The organism is Bariatricus massiliensis, from assembly GCF_900086725.1.
GTDB lineage: Bacteria > Bacillota > Clostridia > Lachnospirales > Lachnospiraceae > Allocoprococcus > Allocoprococcus massiliensis.
Map to the genome: position 1 here is coordinate 77,427 of NZ_LT574837.1, position 13,441 is coordinate 90,867.

The following is a 13,441-nucleotide window of genomic DNA, read 5'->3' on the forward strand; positions in this document are numbered from 1 at the left end:
TTATTCTGTGGCTCCGCCACAGCTAGAACCTTGGCCTGCCGTACATCCATAGCAGTGCTTTCCAAAACAGATTTCTCTTTTATTATATTTTTTTCCGACAAAATCAAATATTTTCTTTTCCGATAAAACGGGAAGCCCGGCTGCCTGATTAAAATCACAGTCATACACGGTCCCGTCATACCCCACCGACATCTGGTATCTGCACATCAATCCCGGCAAGGTCGCGCTATTGAATGCCCCATACAGTTTTTCCATATAACTTTGCAGGTTGCCGCTTCTCATCAAAAAGCCGGCAAATCTTCCGGTCGGATTATTCGTTATGGTAAACAGCTGATTGAATACAATCCCATAATCCTCCCTAAGCTTTTCTTTATATTCCCTCTCCATGGCACTCTGCGCCGGAGGAAAATACGCTCCGGCAGGATTATATACCATATTGAGGACAAGCTCCGGCTTTTTCCCGTATCCAAGCTCGTTCAATTCTTGTATAACAGATATGGCCTTATCAAAGGTGCCGTCCCCACGCACCCGGTCCATCTCCTTTGCCCGGTAGTAAGGCAGGGAACAGACAACCTCCACCTGATGTTCCGCATAAAATTGAGGCAGATGCCTGTATTTTCTTTCCGTCAGTATTACCAAATTGGTACGCACGATAACATGACTGCATATGGAACAGGCCTCTTCTACCAGCCACTCAAAATGTGGGTTCATCTCCGGCGCCCCTCCGGTGATATCTATCGTAGGCACCTGCTGTTCCCGGCACACTTGCAGCACGGCCTCCATTACTTCTTTTCCCATCACTTCTGTGCGGGAAGGGCCCGCCTCCACATGACAATGTTTACATGCCAGATTGCACCGTTTTCCTACATTAATCTGCATCACCTCCAAACTCCCGGAGGTACATCTAAGCTCTTCATCTTTAATCATGGATTTGAATGCCGGAATAGTCAGTAATGCATTCAAGTTTTCCATTGCCCGATTCATGTTCACATCTCCAATTTCTTCACAATATTTTTCATCTGTACCCCATGGACAAGAGACGCGCCGCCCCGGATTGCCGCAGCCACATGCACTGCCTCTGTCATCTGTGCTTCACTGACTCCTTTGTTCAGGCAGTCGTTGGTGTAAGCGTCTATACAGTATGGACACTGAACCGCGTGTGCCACCGCAAGCGCAATCAAGGATTTTTCTCTGGCCGTCAGCTCTCCCTCTTCAAACACCGCATTGTAATATGCGAAAAATTTCTCTGCTAATTCCGGTGCTTCCTCCCCGATTGTCCCGAACTTTCCTAAATCCTCTGGTTTGTAGTATGTCTCCATCTTTTTTCCTCCTATTTTCTTGTGTATTCCGCTTTTTTATAACTTAAAACAGCAGCGCAGGTTTTCATAGTCTGCAGGATAGCTGTAAGCGCAAACAACAGGCTCATAAAATAATAGGCCCTCAGCGTATCCGCCGAATTGACCAGAGTGAACCAAATGTACCAGCAATCCAAAAGCAGCATTACAATGTTCATGGCCAGCAACCGGCTGCCGGCTTCTTTTCTCCTTCTGATATAGAGTATGATTGTAAATGCCGCAAGTACAGCCACGAGAACGATTACTGCATAAGTCATCGTTTCAAGCGGATAGCCCGTGCGCCAGCCTTGATTTTTATAGACTACATACCGGGCCATTCCCATCCTTTTCCGAGTAAAATAATTGATAATATATGCGCCTGCAAAACAGGCGGTTTCCAACACGGTGACAATAATATATAATATCTTTTTCATCTATCCCTCCACCGGCAAGATATCCTGTGTTATAAGAAAACACTGCATTAAATAGACAATGCAGTGCTTCCAGATTCTTTCATTATTTCGGTGCTTTATCCGTAGAAAGTTCTCCTACCGTAGTAAATACGCAGTCCGCACTTGCAGGGTTCCCTACCTGTACCGGAAGTGTATCATCCATCTGCCACTGATACCAGCCTCCATCATACATTGAAATATTTGTCAGTCCGTTCTCGTAGCAGATTAGGAAAGGAATCGCAGCTCTCCAGCCTGTTCCACAGTAGAAAGAAAGCTCGTTGTCAAGAGACGCGTCTGATTCCTTCAGAAAACTTTCCACCACATCAAGGCCTACAGTCGTCCCGTCACTGTTATTGTAAGAACCGTCATCCGTGTCATGTCCCCAGATTGCCCCTTTCGGCTCACCAGCCTTGTCGATATATCCATAACCACTTGTCTCGCCAAGGAACTCCGCCTCACTGCGGATGCTCACAAGCTTAAAGTTATCGTCATTTTCCAGTTTTTCTTTCACGGTATCAATAGAAAGAATATATTCCGGGTGTGCAGGAACTGTGGTGCCAAAGGCTTCTTTTGTCTCCTCGGGGGTATTGCTTCCCGTCTCTGTACTAAATCCCGCCTTCGTCCATGCCTCCAGACCGCCGTCCAAGCACTTCACATTCTCTACGCCCGCCCAGAGGAAGGTAAAGGCGATACGGTCGTCTGCAGAATTCGTCCCGCTGTCCCCATAACAAATGACTGTGGTGTCCTTTGTGATTCCATATTCCGCCGCCAGAGCCTCTATCTCTTCAGGAGTCCTGATATTCCAGTATTCCTCTGATTCTACGCTATCCGTGTTCATATGGTAAGCTCCCTTGATATGGCCTTCCCCATATGCCGCATCGTCCTCTTCTTCTCCCCATGCACATTCCAGAATAACATAGTCCTCCGACTCTTTCTGGTTGCCATCTATCACGCTCTGCACCCATTCCGGTGACACATAGACCTTTTTCTGTTCCACAGAGTCTGCCTTAACATCTGATTTTTCCCCTGTATCCTCGGTCTTTTCCTTTGTTTTTTTGTCGTCCGATTGTCCGCCGCACCCTGCCGCCATCGAAACAACCATACCAGTACAGAGCAATACGCATAACCATTTCTTTTTCATTGCTGTTCCTCCTGTTGTCTGTAATTTCCATATACTATAATCTATCATTGCCGGTATAGTTGTCCAATCAATAATGTAAATATCTTCCCTCTATTTATAGATATATTCTATATCTTGTCTATCGGATATCTCTATAATATTTTGTCAGCTGGGTGACCGGGACGCCGCCGCGGTACAATTTTCGCAGACGGTTCATCTCCCACATGACTTTCAGCTTGGACGCAGTCCCCTCCGGAAACCTTCTGTCGGAAGTATAGATGCGGTGCGGTGTCATACCTACTGCAATTCCTCTCGTTTTCAAATTGATAGAAAACTGATAATCCTCCATCAGAGGGATTTCCGGGAATCCTCCCATCTCAAAAAACAACTCCCGCTCGATAAAAATCCCTTGATCCCCGAACATAATTCTCCCGGCAAACGCTCTTATGTTGGAAATCAGCCGGCAGGTAAACATAAAAAAATTCATAGAGTGGAATCCAATCCCAAAGCAGCCCGCCCGGTTTTTTCTCATTACATACCGAATCTCTTCCAACGGCCTTGAAGGGAGCTCACTGTCACAGTGGAGAAACAATAGAACATCCCCCGTACTTTCTGCTGCACCCGCATTCATCTGTACAGCCCTCCCCTTGGGACTTTCAATCACTTTATACTCGTCTCCTATAATCGTTCTTGTCCTGTCACTGCTCTGTCCATCTACAAAAATTATTTCACAGCGGGATTTCAAGGGAGACAGCTGCCCCATCATATGTCCTACCGTCTTCTCTTCATTGTAGACCGGGATAATAATAGAAATCTTCACGTTGCGCATAAGATACTGTCCCGTTGCTTTTGCCCTCAGACCCGCGTTCCTTTTCATGCGCCCCCTATAGTCTCTCAAATCCGCCGGTTCATCCATGTCTTGAAGTGTACGGACATATCCCACTGAACGCCCCTTCTCTCTTAGGTGAGACACCGTATTTTGGAGCACACTGCCATGTCCGTAGGTTTGTCCCGTGAAGGCTTCCGCATGGCTCTTCTTCATCCCGACCAGATAATATCCCCCGTCAATAGTCGGCCCAAACACAATGTCCTTTGTCCGAAGCTTTGATACTGCCGTCGTCAATATCTCTGCGTCAAGCTCTGGCACGTCGGTTCCGGTCAGCAGACAGGCGTCATACCCTTCTGCCAGAACTTCCCGGAGAGCGGAGAGCATTCTTTCCCCAAGACCCTCTCCCTCCTGTTTTCTATACGTTTTATCTGCTCCAAGAATAGAAACAAGCGTGCTTTTCTCTCCCTCCGGCGCATAATACACAAATATATCATAGCCCGCCTTCTCACATTCCCGGCAGATATCTTTAAGAAAACAAGTGTGCAGCGATGCACAGGCTCTTCCCGTCAGATAAGGCATCATCCTCGTCTTTGTCTTTCCCGGAACCGGAATTCTAGTAAAAATAATAACGGCGTTTTTCATCTTAGTCTTCAATCTGCTCTTCCTTTTCCTGTTTTCTATCCGTATAAATTTTTTTGAACATCATAATCAACACCGTGAGTGCAAATAGAATCATCAAGCCTGTCACCAAGAATTTTGTTCCTCCTGTCAGCATTCCGCCCACGTAAGAATAGACAATGGTGGCCGGAAGCTGTCCGATTCCGGTGGCAATGAAAAAACTGAGAAAAGAAATCGACGTAAGTCCCGCCGCGTAACTTACAATGTCAAAGGACACGAAAGGGAGAAGGCGGCATACTAAAACCGTATTCTTTCCATAGCGCTCAAAAAAGGAATCTATCTGTCGTAGTCCTGCCTTGCTCGTGAGCTTCTCCGCCCAATCCCGCCCAAGAATTCTTGCAATGTAAAAACACAGTGCAGCGCCTGCCATGGCACTTGTCCAGGACAGAACAGCCCCCTTCCACCATCCGAATAAACTGGCATTGGCAAAGGTAATTAGAAAAGCTGGAAGCGGAGCAGCCACCGACTGGAAAATCATGAGCAGAAAAGAAATCAGTACCGCATATGCTCCATATGATTTTATAAACTCTCTCACTACCGTAAAGTCTCCACTGGCAAACATCTTAAGTATCTGCCGAATCATCTGATTGACCGGCTTTACCCAAAGGCAGACTAAAAGCACCACCCCCGCACACACAAGAACCGCTATTTTTTTCCAATGACTTTTTAAAATTGTCTTCATCATCCCATACCCTCTACTTTAATTTCCATTTTGCACGGTTAAATAACGATTTCGCCACATCCGGTTTCTCTCCCGTCTGCAAAATCTCGGGGAGCAGATGCTTTGCGTCTATTCCGTTTCTCCTGAATTGGCCACAGCAGGACGCACAGTATGTATATAGCTCTGTACAACCCGCTTCTTTCAAGATAACGCTTGGTTCCCCCGCAAGCTCAGGCTCCTTCACACCGGCACAGCCACCCAAACCACAGCACTGTATCCCCTCTGTCCGCTTGATGTCCTCCTCCAAAAACGGCTTCAGAGTCTTCACCCATTCTTCATCTTCCCGGTCGGGACATGGGATATAAAGAGGGATTCCTGCCTTTATCTTTCGTCCGATTCCAAGCTCCCGTAAAACCTCGTAGATACTGGTCACCTTCTGCCTGAGCTGCGGTTTCAAAAAATAATAACAGTTTGGACAGAGCATAACCACTTCCTCAATACCATATCTGTCCAGAGCCATTTGTATTTCTCCTATAATGCGCTCCTTGGCTTTCTCAAGTCCCAATTCAGCAACAGGCTTTCCACAGCAATCGAGTACCATTCCGATTCCAGCCTGCTCTTCCAGCATACGGGAGAGTTTCGTGAGCGTCTCCGGGTACAGAGAAGGAAAATTACATCCCGGAAACAGTATCCGTTTTGCAGATGCATGCCGGTAATTTTTAAAAAGATAAGAACTTTTTTCCCGGAGCAGCATCCCGTATCCCTTCTCAGGCACCACCCCTTGATTTTCTTCGACACATTCCCGGCGGTACTGAAGAATCACTTCCCGCCCGTCAATTCCTTTTGGGCACACCTGCCCGCACCGTCCACAGAGAAAACAGTGATACGCAAGCTCACGGAGCTTTTCCCCCTCACTCAGATCCATCTTATATTTATCCAAAAACAAGCAGTGTTCCCGGCATTTCCCGCAGTGTATACACTGTGATATATCTGTTGTCTTACTTTTCATTTTCCTCTTCCGCCCTCTCCAATCCGACGTATTTCTTCTTCATAAAAAAACCCGTTCCAAGAACCACAGCCGCCAGGCCGCCGGCAATTGCCAGATATAACATCCGGTTCTCCCCGTCTGTGATTCCTGCTGCCCCCACCGTATACATGGCAGTGCCCGGTACCATAAATAAAAAAGAAAGAAGAGAGTACATACCGAACTTCATGTCCGTAATTCCATAAGCAAAATTTTGAAGATTATAAGGAAATACAGGCACAAGGCGAGTAATCATGAGAAGCAATACTTCATTTTTCTGCTCCCCGCTGAACAAAAGCTTATTCAGATATTTGTTTTTCTGCACCAAAGGTTTAATACTATCCTTCAAAAAAAATCTGCCTGCCAGAAAGGCCGCCATAGCTCCGGCCGTCGAAGCGACAGAACACGCTGCCGTACCGACCCATGGGCCGAACAAAACGCCGGCCAGTACCGCAAATGTTATCCCCGGCAATGCCAGCACTACACAGCCTATAACAGTCAGAACGATATAAATTCCAAGTGCCGCCGCCAAATTATTTTGAACCATATCATTTAAAAATTGGAGATTATTCACATTCCCAAGTAAATCCGACCACCCGAACACAGCGTTTCCCAAGAAAATAAGAACCGCCAGCATGCCAAATATTATTAATTTCTTATACTTCATGTCTTACAAAATATCCCGCAGGATATCCAGCGTTTCCTTTGCCAGCATTGGACAAAATTCAAGCATATGCCCACTCTCAAGCGCTGCCTGAAGCCCCTCAGGTTTGGATACATCATATCCAAGCAGCGGCTTACAGACAACAGTTGCATGCCGTTTGAGGAATTCTCTCCTGAACTGGGCACTTTTTTCCATCATAATTTCCTTCTGTTCCATCAGATTCTCCGGATTACTGTGGCCGTATTTCAAACCGATTGCCATCATCGCTCCGGTAAACACGCCACAGGCTTCTCCCAGCATCATACCGCCCCCAAAGCAGGCTGCCACACGGTTGGCCTCATCTTCTGATATACCAAGCTCCCCCGCAAATGCACGCAGTACCACCTGTGAGCAATCATAACCTTTTATAAACTCTTCTCTAATCTGTTCTTCTGTCATACCCTTATCCTCACTTTCATTGCTAACACTAATCATAAGTTAAAGTGTATCACATTATGAAATAAGCCTTAAATTACTTTTTTCTATATTTCATTTCATATATTGATAATCCCTATATCTCTAAGTCGGGGCCACTGTTGGTCTTTTGCACTCATACATACTGGCGTGCCATTCCAAATTAAAAATGACTGCGGCAATCCGTCCGCAGTCATGAAGATAAATTTTAATCCAAAATATGATTCACATTTTTCAATTTACTATATAATTCCTGATACGCTTCATATCTCTCCTGATACACCCTATGGCATTTCATATCCGGTTCAATCAGCTCTGGTTCTCCAAGCATCTCCTTGGCCGCCTCTTCTAAAGAAGGATATTCCCCCAGAGCAGAAGCCGCAGCAACCGCGCCTCCCAGAGCTCCTGTATCAGAATAAGGGGATCTATATATTTCCCGCCCTAAAATATTGGCTTTCAACTGTAACCATAGCTTTGAATTGCTTCCTCCCCCGCTGACAATGATTCTATCGATAGGGATTTCCGAATTTGCAAGTGATTCAAGAATTCTCCTACATTCGTAAGAAGCGCCCTCCAAAATAGATTTAAAAATCTCCTCTCTCGTCGTCATCATAGTCAGGCCGATGAACGCCCCTTTTGCCTTCTCGTCCATATAGCCGGCCGTAGCGCCTGCAAAATGTGGCAAAACCATAAGATTTCCGGGTTCACTGTCCAAAGTATGATTCAGATAATCCAAAATCTGACCTTTTGACATCGTTTTCTCTTTCCAGAAAGTGTCTATATACCAGTTTACCATCGCTCCCGCCGCATTATGCCACGCCACAGTATTATAGAGTCCGGCACGAACAAACGGCTCACAAGAGATATTCTCTGCGCTGATATTTTGTGTGCTCAAAGTCCGCTCCAGAACCGCGGTAATTCCTTCTGTAGTTCCTACAATATTCGAACAGCTCCCCGGCGTGGTCACTCCCGCTCCAATCGCATTGAATATATGGTCATGGCTCCCAGCCATAACGGGAATCTCATAATCAATTCCCAGAAACCGCTTCACGGATGGGAGCAAAGTTCCAATAATGCTGCCTCCCTGCACTGGGTTCGAAAAAAGTCCTTCTTCTATCCCGGCAGTCTCCAGTATCTTTCTTGACCAGCAGTTTGTATGAATATCAAAAGCCATAGTTCTGGAGGCCATAGAATAGTCAATCTTAGTCTCTCCGGTCAGCAGATATCCCACATAATCTGAGAAGCACATGTATTTCCACGTATTTTGATGGATTGACGGATAGTGTTTCTTTATATATAAAATTTTATTTATAGAGTAAATATAGCTTAAATTCACTTTCGTGATGTCCGTCAATTCTTGCTCCCCTATCTGCTCTGTTATCCATTCCAGCTCTCTGGCCCCTCTCGGGTCAGAGCCGATTATACTCATGCTCAGAGCTTCGCCTCCACGGCTGACCGGTATAACGGCCTCGCCCAGCGAAGATACCGTAATCATGGATATCTTTGCCGGCCTGCTCTTTTGTATAACTTCCTTCAAAATTTCAAATACATAATTTTTTACTTCAATTGGATTTAATTCCCTCTTTTTTTCTTCTTGTCCATAGGTGTTGAGCACTCGATACGCATTCGCTATGACCTTGCCTCTGATATCTGTCACAGTAGCCTTAACCCCCGATGTCCCTATGTCAATCCCCAAAAACATGTATTACACCTCTTTATCTCCCTGCGTTCTTGAACACAGTAAGTATCTCCACCGTTTTCTGGTAAATAATCTCCATGGCCTGATTTGCCAAATTGCAGAAATTAACAGGGTTTTTAGATTCTTGAATCGTTTTGAGCAGATAGGGCGCCGGAGCTGTGTCAATCGCCGTAAAATAATTGATTTTTTTAATTCCGGCATCAATGGCCTGCTGTATCTGGTCAAATGGTGTTCCTGAACCGCCATGCATGCCTAAATGTACCTGCCCGGCTTGAGACTTTATCTTTCTGATACGCTCAATATCCAGATTAGGTTCTCCTGCATACATACCATGCACTGTTCCAAAGGAGGTCGTCAATACGTCTACCCCTGTCCTTTCACAGAAAAGAGCTGCTTCATCCGGATCGGTATAGTATACGCTCAAATCGGACAGATCGCTTGTCTCCTGCCCATGTACGTCGCTTGGCATATTGTTAGGCATGGCCCCCAATTCTGCCTCGACCCCAATTCCCAATGGTTTTACAATTTCCACAAACCGCTTAACTTCTTCAATATTTTTTTCCAATGGAAATCTGGAGCAGTCGTACATGATCGATGTGCACCCCAGCCGTACTGCTTTCATGCAGTGCTCAAAGTCATATCCATGATCCACATGCACAGAGATTGCCGCCGTAGATTTTTTTGCGTAATCCAGCATCAATGGAACTGCAATATCAATAGGTACTACACTCTGTTCGGTCTGCGCGTGGTTGATCGTCACCGGCATCCCCGTATCCTCCGCCGCCTGAATGACCGCGCGTAATGAGATCTGGTTAGGCGTATTGATAGACGCGATTGCAAAGTTATTCTTTTCTGCTTCCTGTAACATTTCTTTTAAACTTACTAACATATCTTTCCTCCTGATTGCACTTTATGTAAAATTTGATTCACAAATTAGAATCCTCTCTCTTATTTCTGTGTCCTCTGCTTCACCATATCAACAGATACCGCCGCAAGAACTACAAGTCCCTGTATTATGAGCTGCCAGAATGAATTGACATTCATCAGATTCAGCCCGTTTTTCAGTACGCCAATAATCATGACGCCTATCATAGCGCTGACTACACTTCCCGAACCGCCCATAAGGCTGACGCCGCCGAGCGCGCTGGCCGCCACCGCGTCCATCTCCCAGCCAGATGCAACTGCCGGCTGTCCGGAATACATTCTAGCCGCCATCACGATTCCCGCCCATGCTGCCAGAAATCCCGAGATGGTATGGACCGTGAACTGAACCACTTTAATATTAATGCCGGAAAACTTTGCGGCCTCTATATTTCCCCCTACCGCATATACATACCGGCCCATTCTTGTTTTATTCAAGAACAACCAGACAATAACAATCCAGACTACGGCATAGATAACAGGCAGAGGCAAAATTCCCAGCCTGCCGGTCCCCAGTTTTGTAAATGCCTTTTCAGTACAGCGGATCGGTTCTGCATTTGTCATCAAATAAGAAATCCCTCTGGCGATATTGAGCATGGCCATGGTCGCGATAAATGCCGGAACTTTTACTACAGAAACAAAAAAGCCGTTGAACGCCCCGCATGCTGCTCCCGCCAGCAGTCCAATTAAAATGCTGACTGCAATGGGCATATTATAATGGGCAATCATCCCTGCCGCCACCGTGCCTCCCAGAGCAAACACGGAACCCACTGAAATATCGATTCCTCCGATAATAATGCACATCATGACTCCCAGCGTCAGAAATACATTGTTGGTCATCTGTCTTAATAATGTCATTAGATTGCTCTGGGTCAAAAAGGAGTCAGACATAAAAGTCAAAAAAACACACAATACCAGCAGTCCTCCGATAATCGCTATATTCTCCCTGAGAAAGGATTTTTTCCCTGTTTTTCTACTGATTCCTTTACTTTTCATCCTTTTTTCCCTCCAGTGCATAAGATAATATCCGTTCCTGTGAAAATTCATGTTTATCTACTATTCCGGTCAGCCTGCCTTCACTCATAACACAAATTCTGTCGCTCATTCCCATGACTTCTGGCATTTCCGAAGAAATCATAATAATCGACATTCCGTTTCTTGTCAGATTATTCATGATAGCATAAATCTCCGCTTTTGCCCCGACGTCAATCCCTCTTGTAGGTTCATCGAGTATCAGTACGCTTGGGTTTACCGCCAGCCATTTTGAGATGACAATTTTCTGTTGATTCCCTCCACTCAGGTTACCTGCCTTCTGCTCATAGGATGGTGTCTTTATTCGCAATAGCTGCTGATATTTGTCCATCAATTCGTATTCTTTTTTCTTATTAACACAAATCCCTTTCATAAATTCTCTCAATATTGTAATGGTCATATTGAATCCTACAGAATTTTTTAATATGAGGCCTTGTAGCTTTCGGTCCTCAGGCACCAGAGCAATCCCTGCCCGCATAGCTGATAATGGATTTTTTATGTGTACTCTTTTTCCTTCAAGATAAATGTTCCCGCTGTCCATCTGGGTAATTCCAAATATTGCGTTCATCAGCTCTGTCCTTCCTGCGCCAACAAGTCCTGCAAAGCCTAATATTTCACCCTTTCTCAATTCAAAACTTACATTTCTCAACACGCCGGCTTGATTTAGATTCTCTACCTTCAGAATAATCTCCCCTTTGGGGAAATCATCACGGACATAATAATTGTCCAACGCCCTGCCGACCATCAGCGCAATCAGCTCTTCATTTCCAGTTTTTTTAGTCTCCACGGTCTTAACGACTTCGCCGTCTCTCATAATTGTGATTCTGTCAGTAATTGCGAACAGCTCTTCCAATTTATGTGAAATAAAAATGATGGCCGTGCCATTTTGCTTCAAGTTTTCTACAATTTCAAATAGCATCTGTATCTCAGTATCTGACAGGGAAGAAGTCGGCTCATCCATAACAATAATTTTAGACTGAAGCCTTACTGCCTTGACTATCTCTACTATCTGCTGTTGTGCCACGCTAAGTGTAGCGACCAGTGCTCCCGCATCGATTTGTACTCCCATTGCATCCAATGCTTTTTGTGCATCCCTTTTGGATTGTTTCCGGTTGATGTAACCATATTTTTGAGGCGCCGCGTCCAAAAACATATTGTCCGCCACAGTCATCTGAGGTACAAGAAGCAATTCCTGATGAATAATGCTAATACCATTGGCCTGTGCGTCCCGGACATTATTCATCCGTACTTTTTGTCCGTCGATGTAAATTTCACCTTCGTCAGGCTGGTATATTCCCCCCAACACTTTAATCAATGTTGATTTCCCGGCTCCGTTTTCTCCCAGCAATGCATGTACCTCTCCCTTTTCCACCCGCAGATCGGCATTCTTAAGAGCATACACGCCCGGAAATTTTTTATGGATATTTTTCATCTCCAATGCTGCTTCACTCAACAAAATCCACCTTCCTTCTGTTTTCTAAACGTAGAAATGGCTGCCGCCAGCTTCTATGCTGACGGCAACCATTCTTTACTGAACCTTACTGCCAACCATCTGTTCCGTACTCTTCTACATTCTCTTTTGTAATCAGGAAGGTATCGACTTTGATTTCTTTATCTACAGATTCACCTGCTAAAATCTTTTGAGCGGCCTCGACACACTGTTTACCGATATTGATCGGTGACTGTGCCCCAGTTCCGGCCATGCCGTCCTCGGCAATAGACTTTTTCGCATCCGGTGAGCCGTCACAGCCAAAAACTGCAATCTGCTCAGTGAGTCCTGCCGACTCTATCGCAGAATATGCGCCCAATGCAGACGGGTCATTGATGCAGAAGAATCCAACCAAATCCGGGTTAGCTTGAATAATATTTTCAGCAATCGGTAAAGATTCGGCCGTATCTCCCTTACCATTTTGCTGGGAAACAACCTCAAATTTATCCTTAGCGTCTCCAAGTCCCTTCATAAATCCTTCTACACGCTGTACACAGGCTTCTGCATACGGTGCGTCCAAAATAGCGATTTTGCCGCCATCCGGATATTTTTTTGCCATAGCTTCCCCGACGACCTGACCAGCATATTCATTATTTGATACGAGAATAGTCTCTACTTTATCTTTATCTGTAACATCTGTGTCAAAATTGATAACCGGAATGTCTGCCTCCTCTAGCATATCTAATGCCGGTGCGATTCCTTCTGAATCGACGGGACACAGGAACAATGCATCTATTCCTTGGTTAATCATGTCTTCAATCTGTTGTATCTGTGTGGCAATATCCTGTTTCGTATCCAAAGTTATCAATTCGTCGCCGTTCGCTTCTACTTCTTTACGGATAGATGATTCAATTGTTGTGAAAAATGGATTGTTCATGGTCATACAGGTAAATCCGAATTTGCGTCCCCCGCTCTTCTCTTCACTCTCTGTCTTTTTGTCTTCTCCTGAACTCTCCTTTTTGTCCCCGCAGGCCGTCAGGCCCAGAGACATGACCATTGCCGCAGCCAGCAATAGTGCCATCATTCGCTTCTTCATTTTTCTTCCTCCTTCATATTGACTTATTGTTGTGAAGTTATATTAAGCC

Annotated in this window: 14 protein-coding genes; all 14 read right to left on the minus strand. The window is 45.3% G+C overall.

Annotation, left to right across the window (positions count from 1 at the left end; translation table 11 throughout):
* Entirely contained in the window at positions 1-984 is a 984-nt protein-coding gene (gene arsS, locus BN6465_RS06495; RefSeq protein ID WP_066732941.1) for an arsenosugar biosynthesis radical SAM (seleno)protein ArsS, read from the minus strand.
* A gap of 2 nt (positions 985-986) precedes the next feature.
* Entirely contained in the window at positions 987-1,319 is a 333-nt protein-coding gene (locus tag BN6465_RS06500) for an arsenosugar biosynthesis-associated peroxidase-like protein (RefSeq protein WP_066732943.1), read from the minus strand.
* A gap of 11 nt (positions 1,320-1,330) precedes the next feature.
* A complete protein-coding gene (locus tag BN6465_RS06505) occupies positions 1,331-1,768 on the minus strand; it encodes a hypothetical protein (RefSeq protein ID WP_066732945.1) in 438 nt (145 codons plus the stop codon).
* Positions 1,769-1,850: 82 nt separating this feature from the next.
* Positions 1,851-2,927 (minus strand): sulfurtransferase, encoded by a 1,077-nt coding sequence (locus BN6465_RS06510; protein ID WP_066732947.1) that lies wholly within the window; start codon positions 2,925-2,927, stop codon positions 1,851-1,853.
* Between the two features lie 118 nt (positions 2,928-3,045).
* Positions 3,046-4,377: a TIGR04283 family arsenosugar biosynthesis glycosyltransferase gene (locus tag BN6465_RS06515; protein ID WP_066735121.1), complete on the minus strand. Its 1,332-nt coding sequence runs from the start codon at positions 4,375-4,377 to the stop codon at positions 3,046-3,048.
* Between the two features lies 1 nt (position 4,378).
* On the minus strand, positions 4,379-5,098 hold the full coding sequence (locus BN6465_RS06520; protein ID WP_330384765.1) for a TVP38/TMEM64 family protein: 720 nt from the start codon (positions 5,096-5,098) through the stop codon (positions 4,379-4,381).
* A gap of 10 nt (positions 5,099-5,108) precedes the next feature.
* On the minus strand, positions 5,109-6,083 hold the full coding sequence (locus BN6465_RS06525; protein WP_066732950.1) for a (Fe-S)-binding protein: 975 nt from the start codon (positions 6,081-6,083) through the stop codon (positions 5,109-5,111).
* A complete protein-coding gene (locus BN6465_RS20680) occupies positions 6,073-6,765 on the minus strand; it encodes a TVP38/TMEM64 family protein (RefSeq protein WP_066732952.1) in 693 nt (230 codons plus the stop codon). The genes BN6465_RS06525 and BN6465_RS20680 overlap by 11 nt, the downstream gene beginning before the upstream one ends.
* 3 nt (positions 6,766-6,768) lie before the next feature.
* Positions 6,769-7,200, minus strand: a complete 432-nt coding sequence (locus BN6465_RS20685) for a C-GCAxxG-C-C family protein (RefSeq protein ID WP_066732954.1) — start codon at positions 7,198-7,200, stop codon at positions 6,769-6,771.
* Between the two features lie 223 nt (positions 7,201-7,423).
* On the minus strand, positions 7,424-8,917 hold the full coding sequence (locus BN6465_RS06540; protein ID WP_066732956.1) for an FGGY-family carbohydrate kinase: 1,494 nt from the start codon (positions 8,915-8,917) through the stop codon (positions 7,424-7,426).
* Positions 8,918-8,930: 13 nt separating this feature from the next.
* A complete protein-coding gene (locus BN6465_RS06545; RefSeq protein ID WP_066732958.1) occupies positions 8,931-9,803 on the minus strand; it encodes a class II fructose-bisphosphate aldolase in 873 nt (290 codons plus the stop codon).
* Between the two features lie 59 nt (positions 9,804-9,862).
* Complete coding sequence (locus BN6465_RS06550; protein ID WP_066732960.1) at positions 9,863-10,831, minus strand: ABC transporter permease; 969 nt, start codon at positions 10,829-10,831, stop codon at positions 9,863-9,865.
* Positions 10,821-12,299: a sugar ABC transporter ATP-binding protein gene (locus BN6465_RS06555; protein WP_199882828.1), complete on the minus strand. Its 1,479-nt coding sequence runs from the start codon at positions 12,297-12,299 to the stop codon at positions 10,821-10,823. The genes BN6465_RS06550 and BN6465_RS06555 overlap by 11 nt, the downstream gene beginning before the upstream one ends.
* A 106-nt stretch (positions 12,300-12,405) precedes the next feature.
* Positions 12,406-13,392, minus strand: a complete 987-nt coding sequence (locus BN6465_RS06560) for a sugar ABC transporter substrate-binding protein (protein ID WP_066732962.1) — start codon at positions 13,390-13,392, stop codon at positions 12,406-12,408.
* Positions 13,393-13,441 lie beyond the last annotated feature (49 nt).

Excerpts from the sequence above, each read along its gene's own strand:
- arsS (WP_066732941.1), bottom strand. The coding sequence starts at position 984 with ATGAATCGGGCAATGGAAAACTTGAATGCATTACTGACTATTCCGGCA.
- BN6465_RS06500 (WP_066732943.1), bottom strand. The coding sequence starts at position 1,319 with ATGGAGACATACTACAAACCAGAGGATTTAGGAAAGTTCGGGACAATC.
- BN6465_RS06505 (WP_066732945.1), bottom strand. The coding sequence starts at position 1,768 with ATGAAAAAGATATTATATATTATTGTCACCGTGTTGGAAACCGCCTGT.
- BN6465_RS06510 (WP_066732947.1), bottom strand. The coding sequence starts at position 2,927 with ATGAAAAAGAAATGGTTATGCGTATTGCTCTGTACTGGTATGGTTGTT.
- BN6465_RS06515 (WP_066735121.1), bottom strand. The coding sequence starts at position 4,377 with ATGAAAAACGCCGTTATTATTTTTACTAGAATTCCGGTTCCGGGAAAG.
- BN6465_RS06520 (WP_330384765.1), bottom strand. The coding sequence starts at position 5,098 with ATGATGAAGACAATTTTAAAAAGTCATTGGAAAAAAATAGCGGTTCTT.
- BN6465_RS06525 (WP_066732950.1), bottom strand. The coding sequence starts at position 6,083 with ATGAAAAGTAAGACAACAGATATATCACAGTGTATACACTGCGGGAAA.
- BN6465_RS20680 (WP_066732952.1), bottom strand. The coding sequence starts at position 6,765 with ATGAAGTATAAGAAATTAATAATATTTGGCATGCTGGCGGTTCTTATT.
- BN6465_RS20685 (WP_066732954.1), bottom strand. The coding sequence starts at position 7,200 with ATGACAGAAGAACAGATTAGAGAAGAGTTTATAAAAGGTTATGATTGC.
- BN6465_RS06540 (WP_066732956.1), bottom strand. The coding sequence starts at position 8,917 with ATGTTTTTGGGGATTGACATAGGGACATCGGGGGTTAAGGCTACTGTG.
- BN6465_RS06545 (WP_066732958.1), bottom strand. The coding sequence starts at position 9,803 with ATGTTAGTAAGTTTAAAAGAAATGTTACAGGAAGCAGAAAAGAATAAC.
- BN6465_RS06550 (WP_066732960.1), bottom strand. The coding sequence starts at position 10,831 with ATGAAAAGTAAAGGAATCAGTAGAAAAACAGGGAAAAAATCCTTTCTC.
- BN6465_RS06555 (WP_199882828.1), bottom strand. The coding sequence starts at position 12,299 with ATGAAAAATATCCATAAAAAATTTCCGGGCGTGTATGCTCTTAAGAAT.
- BN6465_RS06560 (WP_066732962.1), bottom strand. The coding sequence starts at position 13,392 with ATGAAGAAGCGAATGATGGCACTATTGCTGGCTGCGGCAATGGTCATG.